At 46.6% G+C, this 25635-nt stretch carries 21 protein-coding genes; 8 read left to right on the top strand and 13 right to left on the bottom strand.

The features are described from left to right. Positions 1–172 precede the first annotated feature (172 nt). Complete coding sequence (locus RA178_RS21780) at positions 173–631, bottom strand: GNAT family N-acetyltransferase (protein WP_306683896.1); 459 nt, start codon at positions 629–631, stop codon at positions 173–175. A gap of 100 nt (positions 632–731) precedes the next feature. Then, the gene (locus RA178_RS21775; RefSeq protein ID WP_105250735.1) at positions 732–1391 is read right to left on the bottom strand and encodes a 7-cyano-7-deazaguanine/7-aminomethyl-7-deazaguanine transporter; all 660 of its coding nucleotides are present in this window, start codon (positions 1389–1391) and stop codon (positions 732–734) included. A 205-nt stretch (positions 1392–1596) separates the two neighbouring features. On the opposite strand from RA178_RS21775, the gene RA178_RS21770 reads away from it, so the two are divergent. After that, positions 1597–2337 (top strand): substrate-binding periplasmic protein, encoded by a 741-nt coding sequence (locus RA178_RS21770; protein ID WP_219254425.1) that lies wholly within the window; start codon positions 1597–1599, stop codon positions 2335–2337. 21 nt (positions 2338–2358) lie between these two features. Here the strand turns inward: RA178_RS21770 and RA178_RS21765 are convergent, their stop codons facing one another. Beyond that, positions 2359–3717 (bottom strand): isochorismate synthase, encoded by a 1359-nt coding sequence (locus tag RA178_RS21765; protein ID WP_306683894.1) that lies wholly within the window; start codon positions 3715–3717, stop codon positions 2359–2361. 515 nt (positions 3718–4232) lie between these two features. On the opposite strand from RA178_RS21765, the gene RA178_RS21760 reads away from it, so the two are divergent. From RA178_RS21760 to RA178_RS21750, 3 genes are all read left to right on the top strand, one after another. After that, positions 4233–5603, top strand: coding sequence for an ATP-binding cassette domain-containing protein (locus RA178_RS21760; protein ID WP_263198573.1), 1371 nt, complete (start codon positions 4233–4235; stop codon positions 5601–5603). A gap of 306 nt (positions 5604–5909) precedes the next feature. Next, positions 5910–7100: an HD-GYP domain-containing protein gene (locus RA178_RS21755; RefSeq protein WP_263162609.1), complete on the top strand. Its 1191-nt coding sequence runs from the start codon at positions 5910–5912 to the stop codon at positions 7098–7100. A 113-nt stretch (positions 7101–7213) separates the two neighbouring features. Continuing rightward, positions 7214–7849 carry a paraquat-inducible protein A gene (locus tag RA178_RS21750; RefSeq protein WP_306685438.1) on the top strand — a complete coding sequence of 212 codons (636 nt, stop codon included), beginning with the start codon at positions 7214–7216 and terminating at the stop codon, positions 7847–7849. Positions 7850–7922: 73 nt separating this feature from the next. On the opposite strand, the gene RA178_RS21745 is transcribed toward RA178_RS21750, so the two are convergent. The 4 genes from RA178_RS21745 to RA178_RS21730 are packed head-to-tail and all read right to left on the bottom strand — an operon-like array spanning position 7923 to position 13528. Then, positions 7923–8228 carry a DUF3240 family protein gene (locus RA178_RS21745; protein WP_006079422.1) on the bottom strand — a complete coding sequence of 102 codons (306 nt, stop codon included), beginning with the start codon at positions 8226–8228 and terminating at the stop codon, positions 7923–7925. Continuing rightward, positions 8225–11278 carry an efflux RND transporter permease subunit gene (locus RA178_RS21740; RefSeq protein WP_306683888.1) on the bottom strand — a complete coding sequence of 1018 codons (3054 nt, stop codon included), beginning with the start codon at positions 11276–11278 and terminating at the stop codon, positions 8225–8227. The genes RA178_RS21745 and RA178_RS21740 overlap by 4 nt, the downstream gene beginning before the upstream one ends. Position 11279: 1 nt before the next feature. Next, complete coding sequence (locus RA178_RS21735; protein ID WP_306683886.1) at positions 11280–12308, bottom strand: efflux RND transporter periplasmic adaptor subunit; 1029 nt, start codon at positions 12306–12308, stop codon at positions 11280–11282. Continuing rightward, a complete protein-coding gene (locus RA178_RS21730) occupies positions 12305–13528 on the bottom strand; it encodes a metal transporter (RefSeq protein WP_306683885.1) in 1224 nt (407 codons plus the stop codon). The genes RA178_RS21735 and RA178_RS21730 overlap by 4 nt, the downstream gene beginning before the upstream one ends. Before the next feature lie 145 nt (positions 13529–13673). Between RA178_RS21730 and RA178_RS21725 the strand changes: the two genes are divergently transcribed. Beyond that, positions 13674–14219 carry a helix-turn-helix transcriptional regulator gene (locus RA178_RS21725; RefSeq protein ID WP_105250726.1) on the top strand — a complete coding sequence of 182 codons (546 nt, stop codon included), beginning with the start codon at positions 13674–13676 and terminating at the stop codon, positions 14217–14219. A 113-nt stretch (positions 14220–14332) separates the two neighbouring features. Then, positions 14333–14479: a hypothetical protein gene (locus RA178_RS21720; RefSeq protein WP_105253023.1), complete on the top strand. Its 147-nt coding sequence runs from the start codon at positions 14333–14335 to the stop codon at positions 14477–14479. A gap of 23 nt (positions 14480–14502) precedes the next feature. On the opposite strand, the gene RA178_RS21715 is transcribed toward RA178_RS21720, so the two are convergent. Both RA178_RS21715 and RA178_RS21710 read right to left on the bottom strand, forming a co-directional pair. Beyond that, on the bottom strand, positions 14503–15453 hold the full coding sequence (locus RA178_RS21715) for a YeiH family protein (protein WP_306683882.1): 951 nt from the start codon (positions 15451–15453) through the stop codon (positions 14503–14505). Between the two features lie 286 nt (positions 15454–15739). Then, a complete protein-coding gene (locus RA178_RS21710) occupies positions 15740–16303 on the bottom strand; it encodes an aldolase/citrate lyase/malate synthase family protein (RefSeq protein ID WP_168826156.1) in 564 nt (187 codons plus the stop codon). Positions 16304–16558: 255 nt separating this feature from the next. Here RA178_RS21710 and RA178_RS21705 point away from each other — a divergent pair, with 255 nt between their 5' ends. Both RA178_RS21705 and RA178_RS21700 read left to right on the top strand, forming a co-directional pair. Then, positions 16559–18091 (top strand): DUF3612 domain-containing protein, encoded by a 1533-nt coding sequence (locus RA178_RS21705; protein WP_263141342.1) that lies wholly within the window; start codon positions 16559–16561, stop codon positions 18089–18091. Between the two features lie 226 nt (positions 18092–18317). Beyond that, entirely contained in the window at positions 18318–19832 is a 1515-nt protein-coding gene (locus RA178_RS21700; protein ID WP_306683880.1) for a KAP family P-loop NTPase fold protein, read from the top strand. Between the two features lie 364 nt (positions 19833–20196). Here the strand turns inward: RA178_RS21700 and RA178_RS21695 are convergent, their stop codons facing one another. Genes RA178_RS21695 through RA178_RS21680 form a run of 4 tightly spaced genes read right to left on the bottom strand, consistent with a single transcriptional unit; the run spans position 20197 to position 25634 of the window. Next, positions 20197–20523 (bottom strand): DUF3325 domain-containing protein, encoded by a 327-nt coding sequence (locus RA178_RS21695; RefSeq protein ID WP_011845407.1) that lies wholly within the window; start codon positions 20521–20523, stop codon positions 20197–20199. Beyond that, complete coding sequence (locus RA178_RS21690) at positions 20520–22109, bottom strand: PepSY-associated TM helix domain-containing protein (RefSeq protein ID WP_306683877.1); 1590 nt, start codon at positions 22107–22109, stop codon at positions 20520–20522. Before RA178_RS21690 ends, RA178_RS21695 begins: the two co-directional genes overlap by 4 nt. Beyond that, positions 22106–22474, bottom strand: a complete 369-nt coding sequence (locus tag RA178_RS21685) for a hypothetical protein (RefSeq protein WP_198572461.1) — start codon at positions 22472–22474, stop codon at positions 22106–22108. The genes RA178_RS21690 and RA178_RS21685 overlap by 4 nt, the downstream gene beginning before the upstream one ends. Further along, a complete protein-coding gene (locus RA178_RS21680) occupies positions 22467–25634 on the bottom strand; it encodes an efflux RND transporter permease subunit (RefSeq protein ID WP_306683874.1) in 3168 nt (1055 codons plus the stop codon). The genes RA178_RS21685 and RA178_RS21680 overlap by 8 nt, the downstream gene beginning before the upstream one ends. Position 25635: the final 1 nt, after the last annotated feature.

Raw genomic sequence — 25635 nt, 5'->3', positions numbered from 1 at the left:
CGTGCTTGCAAACTCAGGAGCTCCATAACAACGTCGATTACCAGTCATCGTTGTTAAAGATGAGTTTTGGAACGCACGTTAACGATAATCATTCTCAATTGTGTTTGCAAGCTATTTATTGCAAAAAGTGCACATCTTTACAAATATCGTTTTGCTCTCATCCATTAACGGTTTAGATCGACTTGCACAGATACAGTTTATGATCGACTAAGCTTTTAGGATCGGCTGTCAGTTCAGTAATTAAATATTGATTACTGATCAATAAATTAAGCATCGCAGGGAAGCGGTTCAGCGTATTCACTTGAATATGATTATATCCTTGGCGGCGCGCCCAAGTTTCTTGATATTCGAGTAGACTCTGCGCTAAGCCTAAACGTCTAAAGTCGGATGCAACGCCACCTAACCAGCTATAAAATATAGCCTCTTCTTGCTCATAACCCAGTTTAAACCCTGCCAATTCACCTTCTACATATGCGACTAAGATCAAACATGTCTTGCCCTGTAAGCGCTGGTCCAACACATCGTTTGTGAGTGGGTGATCGAGCTCAGGGATTTGTTGGCTAAGTTCGATAAGCTGAGCGGCTAACTCGGGAGTCAAACTTGACTCTGCTTTAATTTCAATAGAATACATAGTTTACTCTCATAAAAAATCAGCCCCACTCGCGCGTTAACAGGAGCAGGGCTGAGCTATTAACTGGTTAAATTATAACAGGTCTGGCCAGTTGAGTTAATCAGGAAATTGATTCTTGCGGATTGGCTCGCAAAATCTTGTCCTGTAAGACTTTTAGCAAAACACCGTATGCCGGTAGGAAAAGGCCTAAGCTCACAATTAGCTTAAAGCCGTAATCGACTGTAGCGATTTCGGGCCAATTGGCAGCCATAAAGCTATCGGAAGAGGCGTAAAAGGCGATACTGAAAAAGACTAGAGTATCGACCAGATTTCCGACTAAGGTGGAGGCTGCTGGGGCGACCCACCAAGAGCGACTGGCTCGAATACGGGCAAAAACCTTAATATCCATCAACTGACCAATCAAATAAGCCGCGAAGCTGGCAAAGGCAATTCGGAACACAAAGGTATTCCACTGTGCAAGTGAATCAGCACCTTGAAAGCTGCCTTGATGGAACATCACTCCCATCACGTAGGAGATCATCAAAGCGGGAATCATAGCTTTGAGTATGATGCTGCGTGCGGCTTGTTGGCCAAAAATACGGACAGTGAGATCTGTAGCTAAGTACACGAACGGAAAGCTGAATGCCCCCCAAGTTGTGTGGTAGCCAAACAGTTGAAATGGCAATTGTACTAAGTAGTTGCTGACGCAAATAATCAGTATGTGAAATCCTACTAATAGGAATAAAGCGCGACGAAGCTGCGCTGTGGTTAACATTAACATATGTGGCCTTTTTAGTTGTGTAGGGCGGGGTGAGGGAACCCGCTAATATTCAATTTATTATGTTTACGACTTTATTGCCGGTGACAGCGTGCTGAAATCGGGTCGCCATTATAGTGGTCGAGTTTTAAGATGCAAGTCTGCTGTTTAAATGTGCACATAGAATGAAAACTCTTCTACACTTTGAATACGTCGAAGGAGGATAGCCATGAGACGATTTTTTGCTACTTTTTGCTTATTTTTAGCTGTGTTACCTGTATCTGTTTCCGCCGCTCAGCCGATAGTGGTCAATGTTGCAACGTCAACGTGGGAGGGATTTGCCAATCGTGATAAAACGGGTTACTACTTCGAGTTACTTCAGCGGATTTTCCCTGAGCCAGAATGGCAACTCAATGTACAGTTTATGCCTTTTGCCCGCAGTTTATATCTTGTTGAGCACAATCGTACCGATATCACGCTCAGCGTTTATAAGGGTGATATTAAAAAGGGGCTATTAACAGAGAATATGGTTGAAGTGGACTCTATCGATGTGGCTGTTACTGCCGAGGTGGCAGCAGGCTGGACTGGTATTGAAAGCCTATCCCACAAGAAGGTTCAGGCCATGCTGGCCTACAGATACAATATGCTGACACCTGTGCCTATGTATTACGAAGAAAGTAGCGATATGTTGACTATGCTCAATAGCTTAAATGCTGGACGTATAGATGCCGTGCTAGATTACAAACCTAATTTACTTACGTTTGTTCCTAAATTAAAGGCGCCACAAAATTTTGTGATTATTCAAGGTGTACTCAAGGCCGAAACCTATTTTGTTTTCGCTAACACCGAGAAAGGCCAGATGTTGAAACAACATTTTGACCTTGCACATAAGCGCTTAATCGATTCGGGTGAACAGGACAGGCTTTACCTTGAAACGATTGAAAAACGAAGGGCTGATGGCGCTGAATAGTCTTAATGTTTACTAGGCTTATTACATTTCGAATAAAATCGACATTATGGTTGCGAGTTTATTTTCAAGCTCTTGCCACTCAGCTTCGGGCTCAGAACCTGCAATAATTCCCGCACCCGCAAATAGGTTAATCCGACCGGGTTCGATCAGCGCACTGCGGATCGCTACCGAAAACTCACTCTCATATTTATTGAAATAGCCGCAGGCACCGGCGTACCAACCACGAATATAACCTTCACGTTGACGAATAAAGTTTAGCGCTGAATATCGCGGCAAGCCGCCAACTGCAGGAGTAGGATGCAGGGCTTGCAACAGTTGGAAATCATTCACGCCCGGCTTCAATTCGGCTCGAATTGCACGGTGTAAATGTTGAATATGGTTCAGTTTAAAAATAGTCGCTAATTCATCGGCGCCAACATAATTGCTCAGCGGCGTGAGCATATTCACTATGTGGCTACGAACAAGTTGGTTTTCAACGCTATTTTTGTTGTCTTCTAATAAAGCGTTCGCCAGCGCAATATCTTCTTCTTGATTGAGACCGCGTACCGTTGTACCAGCAAGTGCCTCGGTAAATAGCTCCTGCTGACGGCGGCGGAATAAACGCTCTGGTGAGCAAGAGATAAAAGTGCGATCTGGGCTAAATTGAAAGCCAAACTGGAAACTATTGGGATTACGGCCCTGCCAGCAAGCCAGTACCATCCAAGGATCGATAGGTTCGTTGACTTCAAGTTGTGTTAAGCGGGATAACACGACTTTTGGGGTATCTTGATTGAACTTAGGATCCACCACTTGCTCGACTAATGTCTTCCAACGTTCAAAATCAGGTTTGTCACTGCGCCCAAGTGGAACGATCTTTTTAGGTGGCGAGAGTGGCTTAGCTGGCATGACGGCTTCGATAGCGCCGATGGCTTTATCTATCTCGCTATGGTGATCATTATCAGCAAAATTAAGATTCACTAATAGGTTAAATTTGTTACCACTGCGTCTAAATTCAATGCGCGGCAGGATAAAGCGGCTATTACCGAACTCAGGCCAAGACTCTATAGTGCGATCGAAGGCAACACCGCCATAGTAGCGAATATTCTGATTCGTCGATAAGGCTCGCTGCTCTTGGTAGGCCATGGCCAGTTGCTGATCATTGATTCCGGTTTCAAATCTAAAGTCTTTGCACGCCCCTATCGCCGCGACTTCTTCGATTCTGTCGCGCCCATGCCAGTAGATCCTTGGGTATTGAGTCTGGGATGCCAGCCATGAAATTAAAGGCATAGCGACAGTGTTTAGTGACAACTGCACTATCGGTTCCGTCGGTGGAACTTGCTTTAATTGAATGAGTTTGTCGATGAGAGACTTAAGGTCTTCAGACAGGGCGTGAGCGGGCAAATAGAACTCCAAAGATAACGGATGAAGGCGAAAGCTGAAGGTCACTCTGTCAGCGTCAGTAAATTCGACTCAGGTTAATGTCCTCTTTTACAAGCCATTTACCTGTAGTGATTTTAGTCTGTAAATAAGAATCTTTCGCTCAAATTAAAGGCCACGGTCGAGTGTGTCAAGATGTAAGGCCCTATCGTGTGACTTTCGCCATAGTCTCATTTTACGCTGATAAAAAATGTGACTTGAGTGGGTCTTTTTGTCGGGCAAGTCACCCTCGGTGGACATTTTGTCTCTTAGTCGCTAAATGTACTTTCCCTTTGTCGTGATTAGTCGATCTAGGTTGGTTTTTAAACGTTTTTCGGTTGAGACAGAATAATCGCGGTCCACAATAGCTGGCACATCTTAAATTTTCTACGTGACAAGTTAGATGTCTATTAACGTATGACTCGCCGTGGGAATGAAAAGACGACTAGGGTGAAGCCTTGTCATAGGCTGTTCGTTAGATCTTTATAGGCAGATATAGCATGAAACTCTTAGATCTCGAAGGCGTTAGCTTCAACTATGGCAGCCAGTTACCGACGGTATTACAGGAAATTAACTTGGCGATTGGTACCGGCCAATGCCATTGCGTGAGCGGTCCTACGGGCTCAGGAAAATCGAGTCTGCTAAACCTACTGGCGGGCGTGTTAAATCGCCCGCATGAAGGTGACATCTGGCGTTATCCTCAATTGGTTACGGGTCTGGTAATGCAAGACCCACAAACTCAGCTACTAAGGCAAACCGTTGGTGCCGAGGTGGCTCTCGCCTTAGAAAACCTCGGTATTCCCGCCGAGCAAATGCTACCTAAAGTGCAATTAGCACTGCGGCGTGTGGGCTTGTATCTGCGCCTCGATACCCAAGTCAGCACGCTTTCCCTCGGTCAAAAATATCGCTTAATGATCGCCGCCCAACTAGTGTCAGAGCCGCATTTACTGCTGCTCGATGAACCTTGGGCACAACTCGATGATCACGGTGTGAGTGAGCTGCTGGTCGTGCTTCGCAATCTTATCCAAGATGGTATGGCGCTAGTATTAGTTGAGCATAACGCCTCGGCATTCGCCGAGATTATTCAGCATTATTGGCAGTTAGAGGCTGGCAAGTTGTCCGAAGGCATCTATACAGTGAGCGATGCGCCACAAATTGAAGCGCCTGCGTGGCGACATCAAGCTAAATTTGAGCATTTAGGCAAAGTCTTGGTCAGCGCCGAAGCCTTTGATTTTGGGTTCGATGCTTGTCCCACGTTATTTGCGTGTCCGCAAGGATTCCAATTACAGGCGGGGGAGATCGTGACCTTAGTGGGCGACAACGGCTCTGGTAAAACGAGTCTATTGAAAACTATAGCGGGCGTGCACAGTTTAAGGCAGCGTCTTCCCCTTAAAGTGCTAGGGCGAAGGCCTAAATTGGGGATTTATGGCGCGGAATTGGGACTGTTGATGCAAAGGCCGAGTCGACAATTATTCGAGTCTAACGTGTTAGCCGAAATGCAGTTTAGCCTTCGGCGCTTTGAACTCCCCAAAGAGCGAGCGGTGCAAATGTTGGACGAGTTGGATTTATTTAGCTTAGCCCATCTGTCGCCCCACAAATTATCCTACGGCCAACAGCACTTGATTGCCTTAGCGTCACTCGCCTGTCTACGCCCTAAGGTGCTGCTTTTGGACGATCCATTGGCAGGGATGGATAAGCATTACTACGGCAAAGTATGGTACTTGCTAAAGCGGTTAAGCTCCCAAGGTTGCGCTATTTTGCTCAGCACTCACAGAAGCATTGAACACAGTGCTGTGTCACGGCAACTGAGTTTACGTAATGGTTTATTGGTGGAAGAGTCAACTGAAATGGCTGAGCGTTATGTGGGGTAGTTGTGAGCTTTTCGCGCGTGAGGGTCGCTGGTTTTGAATGCCTAGCCCTTAGGCATTTGTTGACATAATGAGAGATTGAAATGAGTCTAATCGACACCTTAAGCTCTGATTTCATCGTATCTTGTTTAAGCCCCTTTATTTACCAAGAAAGTCTATGGTGATTTTCTAATCCTCGTCTTAGAATGCCCCTCACGTCTGTTCTATAATAATCAAAAATAACAACAGAACATTTGAGCGTAAGTCGCTTTAATGTCGTATGGTTAAGTTGATATTTTATTCAGGCACATCATCCTTGGGGTTGTAGATATGAGTGAGTCGGCAGAATCAGTTGAACTTATCAAATTACCAGTGTCACAGCTGACATTGGGTATGTTTGTCAGTGCCATAGACAAAAATGATAAAGGTCAACTTGCTATTGCAAATGCAGGACAAATTAAACACAAGGATGCGATTTTAAAGTTAGCTAAAAGTGGTATTAAATTTGTTTGGGTAGACGCTGAACGTTCGGCTGAACATTGTGGGTTAAAGAAAAAAATCACTAACGATAATCAAACCGACAATAAAAAAGCACTCATTAGCCGCGATAAGCAACAAGCTCAAGCTAAAGTCATGCTTACCGAGGCGAAAGACCTCATTCGTAAAGTCTTATCTGAGACCTTCGAAGGTAAAGCCATCGAAGTTGCCCCCTTCGAAGCGTTAGCCGATACCATGATAGAGTCAGTGATGTTGGATGCTGATGCGCTTAAATGTATGTCTGCACTCCGTTCAAAAGATGCCTATCTACTTGAACATTCAGTGAATGTCGCCTTTCTACTGGTTACCTTTGGTAAATACTTAAAGCTAGATCGCGTCATGCTACGGGAAATGGCGGTCGGCGGGATTTTGCACGATATTGGCAAGATTAAAGTCGACAATAAAGTGCTGCACAAGCCGGGCAAACTGACGCCGGAAGAATTTGAACATATGAAGTTGCATCAAGTGTATGCGCTTGAAATTATGAACGAAACTACTGGTCTGTCGCAGATCAGTAAAGATATCTGCTTAATGCACCATGAAAAATTAGATGGCAGAGGTTATCCAAGGGGTTTGAAGGGTGATGAAATCCCCCGCCATGGCCGTATGAGTTGTATAGTCGATATCTTCGATGCTTTAACAGCAACGCGATGTTATAAAGAGGCGATGAGCCCTGCCGCGGCCTTTAAAATTTTACTCAGTCTGACGCCATTCCATTTGGATCAAGAATTGGTCTATGAGTTTATTCGTTGTATTGGTGTTTACCCTGTGGGTTCCTTAGTTGAATTATCGGATGGTCGTGTTGGTATTGTTTGGGCCTCGAAAGATAGGGATGCGCTACATCCAATCGTAAAGTGTTTTTATTCTTTAAAAGTAAAACGTTACACTGATGTCGCTATGGTGGATTTATTAAAATCTGAACTTTATATTGAACGCGGTGTGTCACCGAGTACATTAGATATCGATCCGACTCCTTTCTATTAATCCTCAAATCCTACCTTAAATGCCGGTCATCTGAGTCGATGGCTGGTGTGAATGATTGCAGAGCCTGCGCTAAAAACCGTAAACTGAAAGTATTTCTCTGGTCGAGCAATGCTATGAACAGTGCTATGAAATCTCTATTTCCTATTTTTATCATTATCTTATCCTTGGCTTTGTTAATCCCTGGGGTGACTCAACCTATTTTGAGTATCAGCGGCAGTATCGATAAGGCCAAGCTGGCGGAACAAGGCATAGAGCAAGTTGCCCAAAGCTTTGATGAGGACTCTGGACGTGACAGTGCCCGCGGTATGTTAAGCATGGTCAGTGGTTTGCTTGGGTTTAATAGCCTTAAAGGTGAAGTCCAAGTGCTGCAGAAGACTCGTAGTATTTGGGGGACGGTAACCGAGCTTTATCACTCTGGTAATGGGCTCGTCGCGGGATTAGTCATGTTATTCAGTGTGATAGTGCCAGCCATGAAGTTGAGCTTAATGCTGGCACAGCAATGTGTTAGCTCGATTGGCCTGAAACTGAGGATTAATGCCGTCGTCAACGCACTCGCCAAGTGGTCGATGGCCGATGTGTTTGTGGTAGCACTGATCATCACCTTTATGGCGGGGAACGCCTCAGGTGGCATGGGGGAAATGTTAAAAACACAGGCACAATTTGAAAACGGTTTTTACTTCTTTACCGCTTACTGCATTTTATCGATCCTGAGTGGGTTTTTAGTGCGGCGTCCAACGCCAATTCTTTAGCTATTTTAAAGGCATACTGACTTTAGTAACAAAGTCAGTATGCCTTGCTCAGTGAGATCGACATCAATCTAGATTAAGACAGAGTACCATTTTGATAGATGGGCATAATCCAATAGCGACAGGGATTATGTTTGCAGACCAACGCCAGCGCCGCGAGTAGCGCCGCTTGTTGTGCAGCGGGGTGCATGATTTCGAATTTGCAAAACTCCCGATAACCTTCCACTTGTTCCTTGATATTAAAATGGCTGTGTTCACGGCTAAAACCACAAATATTCCCTAGGCTAAAGCCCGATAGAAACTCCAGCTCTATCAAGGTATCGACTATGTCGTCCTTAATATCATTTTGGGCGATCAGTACTAACAGTTGTTCTGTGCTCATTTACGTTTCTCCAGCCAAAAATACAGAATTGGCAGTAAATACAGTGTGGTTATGGTTGAAGTGAGCAGACCGCCAATCACCACAATCGCTAAAGGTTTTTGAATTTCAGCCCCAGGACCTGAGGCAAACACTAGTGGCATAAGACCAAACATGGCCGTTGTCGCCGTCATCAAAATGGGGCGTAAACGCCGCGCCGCACCTTGTTCCACCCGTTCGCGCAGGTTGCTGAACATGTGCTTGGTTTGTTCGTAATAGCTGACCATTACCACGCCATTGAGCACAGCGACGCCGAGCAGGGCGATAAAGCCAACTGAGGCGGGCACGGACAAATACTCCCCCGATAAATACAGGCTAACTATGCCGCCCATCATAGCGAAGGGAACGTTGGCGAGGATTAAGCCCGCTTTGGCCAGTGAGCCAAATGTGGTGAATAAAATCAAAGTGATCAGTGCGATAGCAATGGGGATCACTAACAGTAAATTGCTGGTGGCTCGCTGCTGGTTTTCAAACTCGCCACCAAAACTCACGCTATAACCGCTCGGGAGTTTGATTTCCTTTGCGATTTTAGCGTTGAGCTCTTCTACAAAACTCACAATATCGCGACCCTGCACGTTGGTGGTGATCACTGAAAAGCGATTCCCTTGCTCACGCTCGATAAGGATGGGGCCTTGCTTATAGCTTAAGGTGGCGACATCACTCAGGCGTTTTAAGGAGTGATCTGGCATCACCAGTAACTGATTTTTAAGCTCATTAATGCTGCTTAAGTGGCTCTGATTATTAGCCATCAGTACGGGTGTGCGCTTCTTACCTTGCAGCACTTCGGTCACTATCACGCCTTCGAGTTGGCTTTTCAGGTAGCGAGCAAACTCCATGGTGCTCATGCCAAAGCCACGGGCGAGCTCGTTATCTAAGGTGAGGTTGATAAAAGGACTGCCTTCGATCATCGCCATTTTCACATCGACGCTGCCGCTGGTGGCATTAACGAGCTGTTGGATCTGGCTCGTGAGCTGGCCTAAGGTGTCGATATCATTACCAAAGACCTTAATCGCCACGTCGCCAATGCTGCCGGTGAGCATTTCGGACACACGCATTTGTATCGGTTGAGTGAAGTTAAAATTAACGCCGGGATAGTCCAATAACACAGCGCGGATCGCATCGATAAGCGCTTCTTTATTTGCAAAGCGCCATTCACTGCGGGGCAAAAGCTCTAAGAACACATCGGTTTCATTGAGCCCCATGGGATCTAAGCCGATTTCATCCGCGCCAGTACGCGCCACCATTTGTTTGATTTCAGGAACTTTAGCCAGCAAGGTTTGCTGAATTTGCTTGTCGATGGCAATCGAAGCTTCGAGTGAAATCGACGGGGATTTCTCCAGCTGCAGGATAATGTCGCCTTCATCTAAGGTCGGCATAAAGGTTTTTCCCACTAACCCGAACAGCCCTAGGCTGACGATAAGCAAGCTAAAGGCGATCACCATAAAGCGTTTTTGATGGCTAAACGTGCTCTTGAGGCTGGCCAGATAAAGCTGTTTAAGCTTTTCAATCGCCTTAGGTTCCTTGGCGGCTTTTTCGTTGACGAGATAAGAGGCGATAACCGGAATAACAGTTAACGACAACACTAGCGCTGACAGCATGGCAAACACGATAGTGACCGCAACTGGGGTGAAGAGTTTGCCTTCAAGCCCGCTCAAGGTCAGTAAGGGCGAGAACACTATCATGACGATCACTGTGCCCGACACCACGGGAATGGCAACGTCCTTGGTTGCGCGAAAAATCAAGTGCAGCCGCGGTAATCTCTGCTTAGTAGCGATGAGATTCACCATGTTTTCGACTACGACCACAGATGAATCCACCAACATGCCGATGGCAATAACCAGTCCGCCTAGGCTCATTAAGTTTGCAGAAAGATTGAAGTAATCCATCATCAAAAACGTCATCAACGCGGCAAGAGGCAGCGAGAGTGACACGACCAATGCGGCGCGCACGTTGCCTAAAAATAGCGCCAGCAAGATGATCACCAACACTACGGCTTCGAATAAGGCATTGGAGATAGTATCAATCGCGGTATTGATCAGATTAGCGCGGTCATAAAAGGTGTTGATCTGGCTACCTTCTGGCAAGGTTAGGCTGATTTGATCGAGTTTTTCTTTAATGTTTTTGACTACTTGTGCTGTATTGGCGTCTTTTAGGGCGATGATCAAGGCTTCGGCGGTTTCGTTGCCATCTTTAGTGACTGCACCATAGCGGGCTAAGTGGCCAATTTGAATATCGGCTAAATCCTGCAGTCGATACACTCTGGCATCATCGGCTTTGATCACTAATTGTTTGAGCTCGTCGATATCATCGATGCGACCTTCGGCGCGCACTATGATGGTATCTGTACCAATGGTGAGCTTGCCCGCACCTTCGTTGTGATTATTCTCCACTATCGCTTGTTGCAGCGCCGCAAAACTTACGCCCGCGGCCGCCATAGCCGCAGGTTTGGGGGTCACACTAAAGCTTTTGGCATAGCCACCGAGGATATTCACATCGGCGACACCTGCAACGGTTCGTAGTAGCGGACGGATTTCCCATTCGAGTAATTGACGCCTTTCCATCAGTGATAGATTGGGATTTTCGAGTGTAAACATAAAGATTTCGCTGAGTGGCGTACTCATAGGCGCTACGCCGCCCGTCACACCTTCAGGGAAACTGTCCCACACGGCGGCGATGCGTTCACTCACCTGCTGGCGCGCCCAATAGATATCTGTGCCTTCGTCAAAATCTAGGGTGATATCGCTGATGGCGTATTTAGTGGTTGAGCGCAGAATCGATTGATGGGGAATGCCTAGCAGTTCGGTTTCAATCGGCACGGTAATTTGCGCTTCGATTTCCTCCGGCGTCATGCCGGGCGCCTTGAGGATGATCTTCACTTGGGTGGGCGAAATATCGGGAAAGGCATCCAAGGGAATGGAAAACCAGGCTCGTGCTCCCGCTAACATGATGATCAGCGCCACAATCAGCACAAATAAGCGCTGCATAAGCGAAAAGCGGATGACTGAGGTCAACATCTTATTCGCCTCCTAGGCCAAGCATTATGCCTTTGACTGCGGCAACCGACTGGGATAACACTTGGATTTGGCTCAGATCTTGATCGCTTTCAACGATATATTGCTCAGGGGTTGAACCAAGAATATCGATCGTAATCGAGGTGAGCGTGTCGGCGGTTTTAGTGAAGACTTGGCTATCTTGCTCCCAACTAAAAACACTATTTTTAGGCAATAAATACACCGCCTTTTGATACTCGGGTATCACAGTGATCTGTTGTCCTAACAGTAAGTTACATTCCTGCGGTACGGGTGATGACCAAGCGGTCACAAAGGCACCTTCGGCGATGGCCGACACGGACTCAATGGCGATATGGCACTGATTGATATTCACCGCCGAGAGCGAGTGCGACTGACTCATTGGCACACTGACCTTGACGCGAATGCTGTCGCTGGGCACCAGTGAGAATAGCTGTGAACCCGCCATATAAGGCCCATTCACTTGGTTGAGTTTAACGATCCCCGCCACTGGCGTGCCTACCACTAGGGAGTCTGTGGTGGCATCTGTGCTTTTGACTATCTCCATAAAATGCTGCATGTGCTCGTATTCGAGGTGAGTGCTGAAGTAGTCTTGGCTGATCTCGCGCCATTTTTCGGCGCTGATACTGCCATTGTTTAATAAGGATTTATTGCGCTCATAACGGCTCTTTGCCAGTTGATATAAGCTGCCAGCAGCTTCGACTTGTGCGAGGTAGTGGAACACTTCTGGCCCAGTCAGTTTAACTATTGCTTGGCCTTTAGTGACGAGCTGGCCTTGGCCGACAAGAAAGCTGATCTGCTGGATATTCTCCGGCGTGCTGATCCAATAATCGTTACCGGGGAGGATTTCAACCTGTGCGGGCAACGGGCTGCCCTCATAACTGGCGACTTTCTGTGGTTGTACGTAGCTCAGGTCTAAATTACCGAGGGAGCTTATCGTTAAGGATTCAGCCTGCACTAAAGTGGCAACACTGGCGGATAAACAGAAAAGGCATGCGCCGTACTTGGCCATCATAATGAAATTCCTAAGGCTTGCAGTTGTTGGGAGTGCAGTTGTTGCTGCGCGACTTGGTTCAGTGCTAAGCGGGATTCGGTATCGAGGGCATCCATATAGCGGCGCAGCCAGACTTCGTAGCTAACTTGATTTTGGTCTTTGACCTTGGCCAGCTCTTCAGTGATGGTGCGGCTAAGGTGTAAGGCTTGGGTTAGCAATGTCTGTTGGTCGAGTAAGTTTTGTTGCTGTTGCTCTAGCTTTTTAAGCTGAGTTTTTAGCTCGATATAGGTACGGTCGAGGTTGAGCGTGTGCTCGGTATTGGCTTGTTGCCATTGGGATAATTCGGTTTGTGATAGGGCAGAACCTAAGGTCAGTGGTACAGAAACGGCGATGCCAAGCTGTTGATCATCGACTTGATTATCGGCGGTATTTTTGGCCGTGAGTGAGACTGCCCAAGGATCGTTATTCCCCGCTTGCTGACTCTGGATGATCAACAGCTGTTGCTGCTTCTGCAGGCTCAATAGTTGCCATAATGGATGCTGCGCGAGCATGTCATTGGGTTGGTTGTTGGCAGAAAGTGGCCGCGCGGTTTCGGCTATGTTCTGCGGTATTTGCTCTTGTCCGGTGAGTTGTTGATAGAGGGCACGCGCCTCGGCCTGTTGCTGATTAAGATCGACCCGCTCCAGTGCAATATCCACCAGTTCGCGTTCTAAAAAGAGAATGTGGGCAATCGGCAGTTCGCCCGCATCTGTGAGTTGCTTTTGCTGATTATGGAGTTTGTCGAGTAATTGGCTCTTGCGATCTAACTGGGCCAGTTTCACTGCGGCAAGACGATGTTCCCACAGGCTTTGTCGCAATAATCCCGATAAATACAGGCCTTGCAGCGCAGCTTGTTGCACCTGAATGCCTTGGGTGAGTTGCTTAATTTGCTTATCGCTGCTGTGCATAGCAGGGGATTTTATTGGCAAATTGAGTGAGAGTTCCTGCTCGTAGCTGTTACCATTATCTAGGCTACCTAAGTGACTCAAGCTAATGCTCGGCAGGCCATTGAGCCAAGATGAACTGCTTAAGCTTATTTGTGATTGCGGTAACTGACCGCCTGATTGAGATAGAGAATGTAATCTTGCTTGGCTGGTGGTGAGTGCTTGAGATAGCTCGGAATGCGCGGCGTGGCACAGGAAACTGCTGCTGACTAAGGTCGCCAACAGACATAACTTGATACAAGACGTACTGACAGACATAGGACGATTCTATGGTAATAAAGTGTGCTGTTAGTGTAGGGATTGGTGGGCGAAAGTCGTGGGGGACATGTATCATAAAACCGTCTATGGTACATATGTCCCATAAATTAATGGGTTGATTTTGCTTTTATTTAGGAGTTTTTCGATGAAGGATCTTGTCATTATTGGTCTGTTGGCCTTGATCATATGCTTTAAGCTTTTTGACATCACTTCCGACATTCAATTGGGCATTCCCCAATGGCATATTGCCCAGGAAGCCATGTTATTAGTGCTCACTGTGATTGGTGCCATGTACTTAAGTTATGACCTTATTCGTCGCTCCCGCGAAGTGAAAGCGTTGGCTAAACGGTTGGAGCATGCGGATAAAAAAATCGACAATATGTCGACGCAAATGCGCTCTGCCAGACAAGAATATAGCCAAGCGGTGTCGCAGCAATTCGAGACTTGGGGCTTTACTAAGAGTGAGCAGCAAGTGGCATTTTTACTGCTTAAGGGTTTAAGTTTTAAAGAAATTGCTGAAGTGCGCCAGACTAAAGAAAAAACCGTCAGACAACAGGCATCGACCATTTACGGTAAAGCGGCAGTCGATGGACGCCATACTTTTTGTGCTTGGTTTATGGAAGATTTTATTCAAGAACATAATCAAGATCTTGCTGCGAATGAAGCGGCATCAAGCCCTAAGGCGGCTTAATCAACGCAGGATTGGCTTAGCTGTTATAGCTATTTGTTATTGAAAATCGATATTTGCTGAGTTTTTAGTTCTAAACAATAATGAGCATCCCCTAAGTTTGCAGGAAGATGCAATTGAAAAACTGGCTGATTATCGTGTTTTGCCTGATTGCCTTGGTCGCTTCGACGCAAACCACAGGACTCGTGCGCTCACTTATCGAATTCTCCGCCTTTGTTGGCGTCCTCTACTGGGCTTGGCGAATGAAGCCGACAGCAGAGTAGATTGGCTTTGAGTTAAATCTTAGCTATTGAAAATAAAGAATATACACTAAAGACGTGATACCAATCGCTGCCCACAGCATCACCCCAAGCAACAAAGGTTTGGGGCCACTCGCCCGCATCTTCTGCACTGTAATTCCTGCACCAATCAAAAACAAACACAGGACTAATGCCCGTTTCGACACCATAAATAAGGTGTCATAAACAGCGTGGAATTGTGGCAACCAATGGGCCACGGCAATGGCTAAACAATAAAAACCGATAAAATACGGCAGGTTAAGCTTGCGCTTATTGCCACCAAACAACATAGCGCTGACCAATGCTATCGGAATAATCCACAGGGCACGGGCGAGTTTTATGGTTGTTGCGGTTTTTAAGGCTTCATCGCCGTAGGCCGAAGCCGCGCCGACTACCGACGAAGTATCGTGGATGGCGATAGCACTCCACACGCCAAAATCGTATTGGCTCATATTGAGCAAGTGGCCGAGTGCAGGGAATAAAAATAGCGCGACTGAATTGAGCACAAATACGCAGGCTAATGCAGTGGCGGTTTGATCGTTACGCGCATTGATGGCCGGAGCGACTGCGGCAATGGCGCTGCCACCGCAAATAGCGGTACCAGAGGCGATTAAGTGGCCCGTGACATGATCAAATTTCAGGGCGCGGGTGAGCATAAACCCTAAGCTGAGGGTGAAAAAGATTGAGCCAACAATCAGGCCGAAGTTGTGGGTGCTCGCCTCGATCGCCGCGTTTAAGTTAATCCCAAACCCTAAGCCAATGATCGAATAAGACAGGAGTTTTTTGGTGAGTGCGGCGATATTCCATTGCACTGGCACCCAACCAAGGCTGGCTAAGGTAAAACCGAGCACTAGCGCCATGGGCGATGAGATAAAAGGCGCGAGGCATAACAAACCCGCACAGATGAAAACGATGCGATGAGTCTTATTATCTTGCTGTGATGTCGATGAAGAATTCATAACGCCTTAGGCTCGAGCGATTCGGTTTATCGTTCCAACCACAGATCTTCACATTAAGCGACGGATACAAAATGGCGATCAATTGGATTGATCATGGAGACAGATGCAAGAGGGCATTATAGCTGTGTGTATGAGCCTCAATAAAATCAATTAAACTTATCTAGTCAATCAGTTTTATTGACTCTCAGAGGATTGTGCAAAGCAGGAGGGTAAATTGAAGAAGATGAACTGAGCTCAATTCATCTCCTTGGCGAAATTGTAAATGGCTAGATTATAAAGAGTGAAATTATAAATTTACGATACTTTTCAAGTTGTAATCGCTGCCATCCTTTGCGGTAAACAACTTATCTTGGGTGTCGTTGGCGCTGGACATTCCCGCATGTAATAGGCTGAGCCAATGGCGCGATGCGGCAGAACGTGACTCTGGTGTTCCGACTACCATGTTTAATGACGTTCCGATTTGGATATCTTCCAGATTGGCAACGTCTCTCGCACCTATCATGCCACTGCGGTCGAAACTGAGTTCAACGTGACAACCTAGGTCCTGTAACACTATGGCGCAAGGCGCATCTTTAGTGCCGTTAAAGGCCACAAACTGTTTTGGCTGACGTAAACCACTGTGGCTGCCGTCGGCAAAAAAGGCCAACAGGTGTTGGTAGTAAACCACATAGCTGCTCACATCTTGGTGTGAACCAGAGTTAAGTGGAAAGAGGCGGTCGAGGAATTGTTTCGCATTAGCGATCTTTTCGTGCTCGGCGACATTCACTTGCGCCACGGCTAGCACTTCTTCTGCGATGAGGCTGTTTAGATTCGGTTGGATCTGGTTGCTCTTGATAATTGATATATTCATCGCTTGTTCCTCTCACTCTTTCAATTTAAAAAAATTCAGGGTTTTGATTTAACTTTTGGCTTATCAAAGTTTGTCTTCAATTTGGTTTGTCCGCTTTGAGTGCTTAGCCACTTTTAGTGGGAGTGGTTAAGCATTTTTTGTACTGGAATGGCTTAGCTTGTTCGCATTAGCCTTTCCTTGATTGCTTGATTTGTAGTCTAGTCTTTTTTTGACTACAATTTCACAATAAAAATTTTACACTGTGAATTTTACAAAATGCGCAATGACCAGAGCTTGATGAGAAAATCACATTTCCTAGGCACAAAAATACGTAACCTACGGAAACGTAATAATTTAACTATGGAAGATTTGTCGGCACGATGCATTCGAGTCGACGCGGGAAGTGCGCCCTCTGTGTCATATTTGTCGATGATCGAACGTGGCAAGCGTGTGCCTAGTGCCGGAATGCTGGCTGTGATCGCCGCGGTTTTTCAAAAAGACGCCGAATGGTTCTTAGACGATGTGCCCGAAGAAAACGCCATTACGCCAGACAAGGGTCGACGTGGTGGCATAAGTGGTATGGCACTCGAACCCAGCTTTTTGTTTTCCAATGATATTTTACAAATAGCGATACCTGAGATGCTGTCGCAAACAGGGATCTCAGGTCGGCAGTTTGCCCATTTATTGATCCGCGCCCATCAAGAACACCATCAAAATCATTTCCCTGATCTTGAACGTGCCGCTGAAGAAGTCGGCCTCAAACGTATGCCCTTATCTCTGGACGATATGCTGGATATTGCTAAGGGAATGGGATTAAAAATTAAGTGGATAGACAGTACGCCGCAGGAAGTTATCGATGAAATGGGCGTGAGTTCGCGTCAGTTGGTCACCTCATTTATTGAGCCGCCGAGCACGATTTATGTAAATAAAATCCTCAAAAATCGCCCCAACAGACTCAAATATGATTTAGCCGTGCACATAGGTCATTGCGTGTTGCACAACAAGGATGGCCTCAAGAGTGTGATGATCTCAGGCCGCAAATTAGAAGTGGATGAAGAGGCGGGTATGCAGTCCAATACCTTGAACGCGCAGGATATCTTGCATGCGTGGCGCGATTTTGAATCGAGCTTCTTCGCCGGTGCGCTGCTGTGCCCTAAAGTGCCTTATCGCCAATTACTCGACCGCCACGGCTATGAGATTGAAGTACACAAGCAACTGCAAGTGTCAGCCTCAGTCGCCATGCGGCGCATGACAGTGGTATCTCCTTATCCTCATTGGCATTATTTCGACGCTTACGCTCCGGGCAAACTCAAAGCGGTTTATCGCGGCAATGGGATTCCACTGCCTTGGGGCAATATGCGGTTAGTGGAAGACCCTTGTCAGCATTGGGCCGTCTTTAGGATGATCAGCGAGCCGACGGTCGGCACTTCGGCACAGATTTCGATTTTAAACGTCGGCAACGAACCCCGCATTTACTGCTGCGAGTCGATTAAAGTCGAAGACTCGGCAGGCAATCCCCATGTTCTCTGTGCTGGCATAGATTTAAATCCGGCCATTGAAGCCCAAGGCAAAGATGCCCTGTCTATTGCCCACGATTTGAAGAATGCCTGTGTCGCCAGTGGCGGTTCAGTCGCTATTCCCAAACACATTAAAAGCGATCTGGTGAGCGTCGCAAAAATCCTCAATATCAACTGGATAGAGCGCGGGATCAAAAACGACGCCCGCCTTATTTGCTCTCGCGGCGCCGTATGCCCACGCCAACCAAGTTGCTATCAAGCAGGTAAGTCACAGTGTGATGGTACTGAATAAAGTATCGCAGATGGGATTGATGTTAAGCACTCTCACTCCAGTGACTCGCCGTAAACTCGTCCCTGAGGGCTCGACGGCGGCATCCATGCCGCCAACGGTCACTTCCATGAGAGTGCTTAACTCTGTGGACTCCTGTGTTTGTCTGTATCGCTCATTTAGTTGATAGTTAAACAAAATAACGACTTTATTCTGAAGTATGAGTAACTGATTAATAAAAAGGGATTTTATGTCTGATGATATTGTAGAGTTTAACTGGCAGAAGCCTATGTTATGCACTGATGGAACGGAATTATTTCCAAAAGACACATTAAATAGAGCAAGATACGCTTCATTTTTGCACAACTATTTGGCAAGTAATGCCATCGATGGCGGTTATGTATTAAACCTAAACGCTAAGTGGGGATCGGGTAAAACCTATTTCATTAACCGCTGGATAGAGAGCATTAAAGAGAGTCACCCTGTCGTTTATATTGATGCTTGGAAGCAGGACTATTCAGACGACCCAATGCTTACGGTGATTTCATCTTTGATAAACGCTTTAAGTGATCAATTACCTCATGGAAATAAAATAGTATCTAATATCAATGAAAAAACGGCTCGTTTTATCAAAGCTGCAGCACCTGCTTTACTCAAAGGATTGGTTAAAAAGGCAACTGGATTGAATTTAGATGACATTTCAATCGAAGACAAAATTACACATGAGCCTAAAAATGATGACAAAGGTTCATCAGATATTTTTAGTGAGTCTGCTGCAGCTATTGCACAATGCTTAGTGAAAGATCACAACGATAAACTGAAGTCGGTTGAATATTTACGATCCGAAATTAAAGAATTAATTACTGCGGTAATTGCACATAAAAATGATACTTTAAAAGCACCGGCTTTTATATTTATCGATGAATTAGATCGCTGTCGTCCAAGTTACGCAGTAGAGATGTTAGAAGTAGTGAAGCATTTCTTTGAGCTAGATAATATTGCATTTGTTGTTGCGACTGATACTGAGCAATTACAGCATGCAGTTAAAGCAGTCTATGGGGAAGGCTTTGATGCACAAACCTATTTAGGGCGATTCTTTAGGCGCCGTTATTCGTTAACTGAGCTTTCTCGCTATGAGTTTGTAAGCCGAATCGCAGAAAGCAAAGTGACTTATAATCCTAAGTGGAAAGAATATATTCCTAGATTAGATGAGATCGATGACTTCACAAGAGTTGTTTCTATTGTTGCCGATAGATTTAGATTATCGCTAAGGGAAACTGAGCAGTTAACAGATAGGTTTTTAGCTGTTTTAAGCAATACACCAAAGACATTTAATCCTTATTTATTGCTGACTTTATTTGTCTTGAGGGATAAGTATTTTTCTCTTTATAGTGAATGGGTTGAAGCAAATGATAAAAACCATGATTTTTCTATTTCAATATCAAATGTTGGTTATTTTATAGATGTTCTACCAATTTCTTTTCATAGTGATGAAGGATTTTTACCTAAAGTGGTTACATCACCATGTGGCCTTTCTTTTAATTTAGGATTAAATGGATTGCTGGCTGAAATGAATAAAATGTGCTCGAATTGGATACCTAGAGATAAGAGTATGTATATAAAGCATTTAGATGAAAAACATGGAAAAAGTATATCTTACTTTGATAAAATAGATTGTCACCGTCAAGAGCAATTATTAAATCTTTCTGCAAGTAAAACGGATTATAAAAACTGGGTAGAGTTAGCAGTGTCTTTTGATGAATAGAAAGAAGCGTTTATCTATACTCCTTAGTCATTTTAGAGCTATCCATTTATGAAATTTTGGTATTAATGTAACAATAGTAAGCTTCAAAAATATACAGAGATTAAGCACTCGCGTGTAAGTGACCGTTGGCGGCATAGTCGCTCTTTCACATCCATATGATCGCGACATTCGTAGGTCCTTCTATATCAGATGCCGCCGTCGAGCCTATAGGGATATATTCACGGCGAGTCACTGGAATGAGAGTGCTTAATCATTAGTTATGTCGTCACTCATGTGTTTATCGCTTTAAAAAGAACTCATCTCACAATCCCTACTCTATGATTTTTATCAATTAGCCTCGCTCATGGTCGATTTCATTCGTTATTTAATACAACAACCCGAGCAAACACACTACGGCGCTGGCGGGCAATATGGGCTGTAACCAGCGTGGCTTGTAGCTGAGTAAAATTACTAGGATTATTGAACTTAAACACACCCAGCCGAGCAGTAATACGCTGGCGTACGCTGGGCCGTAATGACGACTGGCAAGCCAATAGCACAGGACGAGCGTTGCAGTACCAGCGGTGCGAAATCCGCGTGCCTGTGCATCGGTTAACGGGCGGTTACGCACGGCGCGGTGGTGGCTAAAATAAGATAAGGCCAACAGCCCCATGGCGATAAAACAGGTTAACAATTCGCCTGTGGCTGTCATGATTCAACTCCTAATTCTGTCGTCGCTTTGGTTACCCTTGTAGCCAGCACTTTTTTAGGGCTACGCAAGCGTTTGGCTGCCATGTAAAACAGCGCTGCAAGTGCGAGCATCATGAGATCAAATCCTGCGAGAACATAGGCTTGGCGCTGTAGATTGCTTATCAGTTGATACTGCGAAGTCATGGCGTTGAGCAGAGGTAGCAGGCCATAAAGCAAGGATGTGAGTAAAAAGAGTCGTTGCCATGTTTGTTTATCTCGTTTGAAACAAGCGAGCAGTGCGACTAACGCCCAACTGATAAAGAAACAATGGATTTCCCAGTTCTCTCTATCCGCAAAGGTGACGGGTAAGAGTCGATTGGCATAAAAATAACAGGCTAACGCAATGGGCAGGCCAGCAAAGGTGGCGAGATTTAACATGTTCACTAGCGTGAGCCCGCTATGATTCTTATCTTTTTTAAGCTGCTTTTGTGCCAGTTTATCGGCCCACATAATCGCGCCGCTGGCGATCATCACGCAGCCTGTTAATCCCGCCAGTAAATACAGTAAACGTAGGCCTTGGCCTGCAAAGCGACCACTGTGCAGGGCTATCATGGCACTTTGGGTTTGATTCGCTCCCGAAGTCACAGCCGACTGCGCCAACACTGCACCTGTCACAGTAGACAAGTGATACCAAGGCGCTTGCTGATTTAAGCTGTGCTCAGGGGCGATTTTGACTGTTACGCTGGCATTGCTGTCGTTGATATTATCAAACTGCAAGCCTTCAAGTGGCGACTCACCCACGACACTGTGAATCGCACTGAGTAAACTCTGACTATCGAGCATAGTGGCTGGCGTGCCAGTGGCGGCGGGAGTTTGGTAAATGGGTTTCCATTGCGAATAAAAGGCTTGAGTTTCATCACCATATTGCGTGTTAAGTCCCCATGGCATATACATAAACATCAGGGTCACTAGGCCAGTATAAGTGATCATAAGATGAAAGGGCAATGCGAGAACTGAGCTGGCGACATGGGCATCTAACCAAGAGCGCGGGCCTTTTCCGGGGCGAAAACTAAAGAAATCCTTAAAAATACGTTTGTGGATCACTATCCCGCTGATGATGGCGACCAACATGAACATAGTGCAAAAGCCGACAATCCAACGCGCCGTGAGCACACTCATGTAGTACAAGTCGAAATGCAGTCGATAGAGAAAGTCGCCCCCTCGGCTTTCCCGTGCTTTAGGTAAGGCTTCACCTGTTGCAGGGTTAATAAAGCCTTGATGATAATCACCAAATCGCTGGCCTTCAGCGGCGGGATCGCTCCATGCATAGGTCAGTAATGGCACCCGTTGTGTGGGTAAGTAAATCCACCACGACTCAGCGTCAGGCGCTTGTTGTGCCAAGGACGTGAGGCCCTTGAGTATTAATTGTTGATTATCCGCATTGGCATCATATTGGCTGCCGTGGTTTTCGGGTTGCATCCACAGGTTGATTTCAGCACGGTAATAGGCCGCTGTTCCGGCGAAAAAAACCAGAAACAACACCCAGCAGGTGAGCAATCCAACCCAAGTGTGTAGCCAAGTCATTGAACGAAAAAAGGAGTCTTTCATAATCCACTCCCTTGAGCACTTGTAGCATCAAACGCTTTAGCGGCGAGGTAAGCTAAATACAGCAGACCGCTGAGCGCGAATAAATCCAGCCAGTATCGCCATGTTGATTTAACGCTGAACACCCAAATCACGGCGCAGGTGTACACAGTAAATGACAGCATCATGGCGGTTAACACCCGATCAACCTGAGATAACGGCAGGATTTGTGCGAGCAAAATAGTCGCTACCGCACTTAACAAATAGCCACCAAAGGTTGCTGCGAGGCAGCGATTGCCTATGTGCAGGCTATCGTTCCTGATGGCTGACGTTTTCCAGCGCATCAGTCTTTGTGTTAACGGTGGAGTCATGTTGGTTTTTTCAGTCATGATGGTGTGCCACTTCTGCTGAATTTGTTTTGTGAGTGCGGGATAGCACAGAGATTAACAGGGCGGGTAAAAAGGTTAAGCTGAGTAGCGTTGCCACGATAAGACCTGCCAATACCACTATGCCAACGCCGCGGTAGAGTTCGCTGCCAGCACCGGGGAATAACACCAGCGGCAATAAGCCAAACAAGGTCGTCGCGGTAGACATTAGAATCGGTCGTAATCGACTGGCGACGGCAGATTTGACGGCATCAACGACACTAAACTGACCCGATTGCAGGTTTTTACGGCTCTGTTCCACGATCAAAATCGGGTTGTTAACGACTGTGCCTAATAGGATTAGAAATCCAAGCATAGTAATCATATCAAAGGGTTGGTGCCAACCTTGGCCGCCAAGATACGCAAATAAGCTGCCAGTATAATTAAGCGCTTGTAAGCCGACTAAACCGCCCGCAAGTCCGAGCGGGATAGTGATCAGCACAAATAACGGATAACCCCAGTGATTAAAAATCGCGACTAATAACAAGTAGATGATCAACACGGCGACCAGAAAATTGCTGGAGAGTGCCGCTTTAGTCGCTTCGAGCTGATCAGCTGCGCCCGAAATATCCAAACTGACATCTTTGCCGACCGCACCCTGTTGATAGAGGATGGGGACTAATTCTTCCCGCACCTTAGCCACCGCGGTTTCTAACGCAATGGAACGCGGCGGAATAATGTAAAGAGTCACGGTTCTGCGGCCATCGACGCGGCGTAAACTGTCGCTATCCATTTGCTCGCTAATGTCGGCCAAGGCTTGCAGTGGCAGTACATTACCCTTAGGTGTGACTATCGGCGCGAGTGCCAATTGCGACAGACTCTGTTGATTGCCCGCAAGGCTAAATAGAAAGATATCCACCTTGTTATCATTAAGGAAAAACTCGTCGACATAGGCGCCATCGCTCAGTGCCGAAACCGCATAGCCAAACTCGCTACCGCTAAAATCTTGTTCTACAAGACGTTGCCAGCGAGGGGAAATCTGCCACAGCGGTTGATCTAGCGACAAGGTCGATGGGTCAGAATACAGCTGTGGTTCGGCAAATACTTTTTCCGCCGCTTGATACGCCGCTTCGGCAGCACGATAGAGGCTGGCTTGATTCGGGCCAGAAATATCCAAGGCGACAGCGCGGGTGCCACCATCGTTGCTGGAAATAATGGAACCCCGCGATGAATAGGCGCGCATGCCCGGATATTGCTCAAACAAGGCGGTGAGTGAACTCATCATGGCATCCATATCTTGGCTGCGAACGGGCTCGCTCATCACCCAAATACTGCCGACACCCACGCTGAGGGTATAGTATTTTAGCGGCGGGATCTTTTGCTCACCACGTTCAAAGGATGCCGCCTCGGCATTGACTCTCGCGGATAGCTGAGTCGTTAATTCTTCTGCAATTTTAGCCATTTCCGATAGGTTGTAACCCGGCGGCGCGACCATAGAAGTAAAGGCTTTTGGTTCTTCACCTTCGGGTAAATATTCGGCCGGGGGCATCAGCCAAGCAGCAAGCCCAATCGTCGAGACGAGTGACAGCACAATCACAAAGGTGCGGCGTCTTGCAGAGAGTACAAGTTGGCTAACTAAGCTCAATATGCGTGATGCTTTGGGGGGCTCACTTTGGTTTGTCTGCGCCGAGTGCATCTTACCGAAACCAAAACGGGCAATAGCGGCGGGTACGATGAACACCGCGACCAGCATAGAAGCGATAATGGATGAAGCGATGGCAATCGCGATATCCGAGTACAGTTGTCCCGCTTCTTGTTTGATAAATAGAATGGGTACAAACACTAGTACTGTGGTGAGCGTCGAGGCTAATACTGCGGGCCAGACATCGTAGATACCACTTATGGCTGCTTCGAGACGCTCTAATCCGCGTCTGCGCGCTTGTTCAATGCTTTCGAGCACCACAATGCTGTTATCGACCGTCATGCCGATGGCAAAGGCAACACCCGCCAGTGAAATGACATTAATAGTGCGATTAAACACCAGCAGCCCGACGAAGGCGGCTAAGGTACACAGCGGAATACCGATAACACCAATCAGGGTGGCTCGATTCGAGCGCAAGAAGAGGTACATGACCAAGGTTGCCAGCAATGCACCTAGGCCCAAATTAACCCACACATTTTCAACAGAATCTTGCACATAGCGCACATCATCACTGAATAACTCTAACTGCATGGCGTGCTGGGCGAGTTGATTTTGATTGATCTGCGCAATCACGGGCATCATGGCATCTTTGATGGCGATAACATTAGAACCGACATCCCGTTTGACCGCTAAGCTGAGGGTACGTTCTTGTTCGGCAAAGGACAGTTCTCGGATCTCGGCGTGGTCGAGTTTTATCTCGGCAACGTCTTGCAGCAGAATATTCGTATTACCTTGGCGTTTTAAAATCAGTTGCTTAAGTTGATTTAAATCCTCAAAACGGCCAATTACCCGCAGTAAATAACGTTTTTTACCACTGTCGATATCGCCCGCAGAAGTGTCCTTGTTGCGATCTCGAATGGCTTGGCGCACGTCCATAATGCTGATGCCACGTTGGGCGAGTTTGGCGGGATCGAGCCGTATTTGAATTTGCCGTTCAGCGCCGCCTTGAATAGTGACGGAGGAAACGCCTTTGACGCGCTCCATTTGTGGGCGAATAAAGTCGTTAGCAAAATCGCGCATCATGTCTATGTCTAGATTCAGCGGGTTCCCCGCGACAGGCACGAGGCGGAAATACATGAAAGCATTGTCTGAATATGAACTGCTGTAAAGCCTTGGTTGATCGACGTTTTCAGGGTAGGACGATACTTGGCTGAGCGCATTGCTAACACGAATAAGCGCATCGCTTATCTCAGTGCTTTGGGGGAATTCGAGTTCGATCCATGCCGAACCCGTATCAGCCCAAGATGTCATGCGTTGTAAGTTGGGCAGGGTGCGCAGGTAGCGTTCCTGCTCAAGCAGAATTTCTTTTTCGACGTCTTGCGGTGTTGCTCCCGGCCAACCTGTGGCGACACTGATGGTGCGCACATCTAAGTCGGGGATCATTTGGATTGGGATACGCAGTGCGGCAGCCGTGCCCAATACGCAAAATATCAAGACGATGACAGACAGTAAGGTGCCATGTTTAATTCCAAACTTCAGCATC

This window comes from Shewanella oncorhynchi (assembly GCF_030848765.1).
In the GTDB taxonomy this organism is placed as follows: domain Bacteria; phylum Pseudomonadota; class Gammaproteobacteria; order Enterobacterales; family Shewanellaceae; genus Shewanella; species Shewanella oncorhynchi.
The sequence above is the reverse complement of the archived record's forward strand: the minus strand, read 5'-3'. Positions and strand labels throughout refer to the sequence as shown.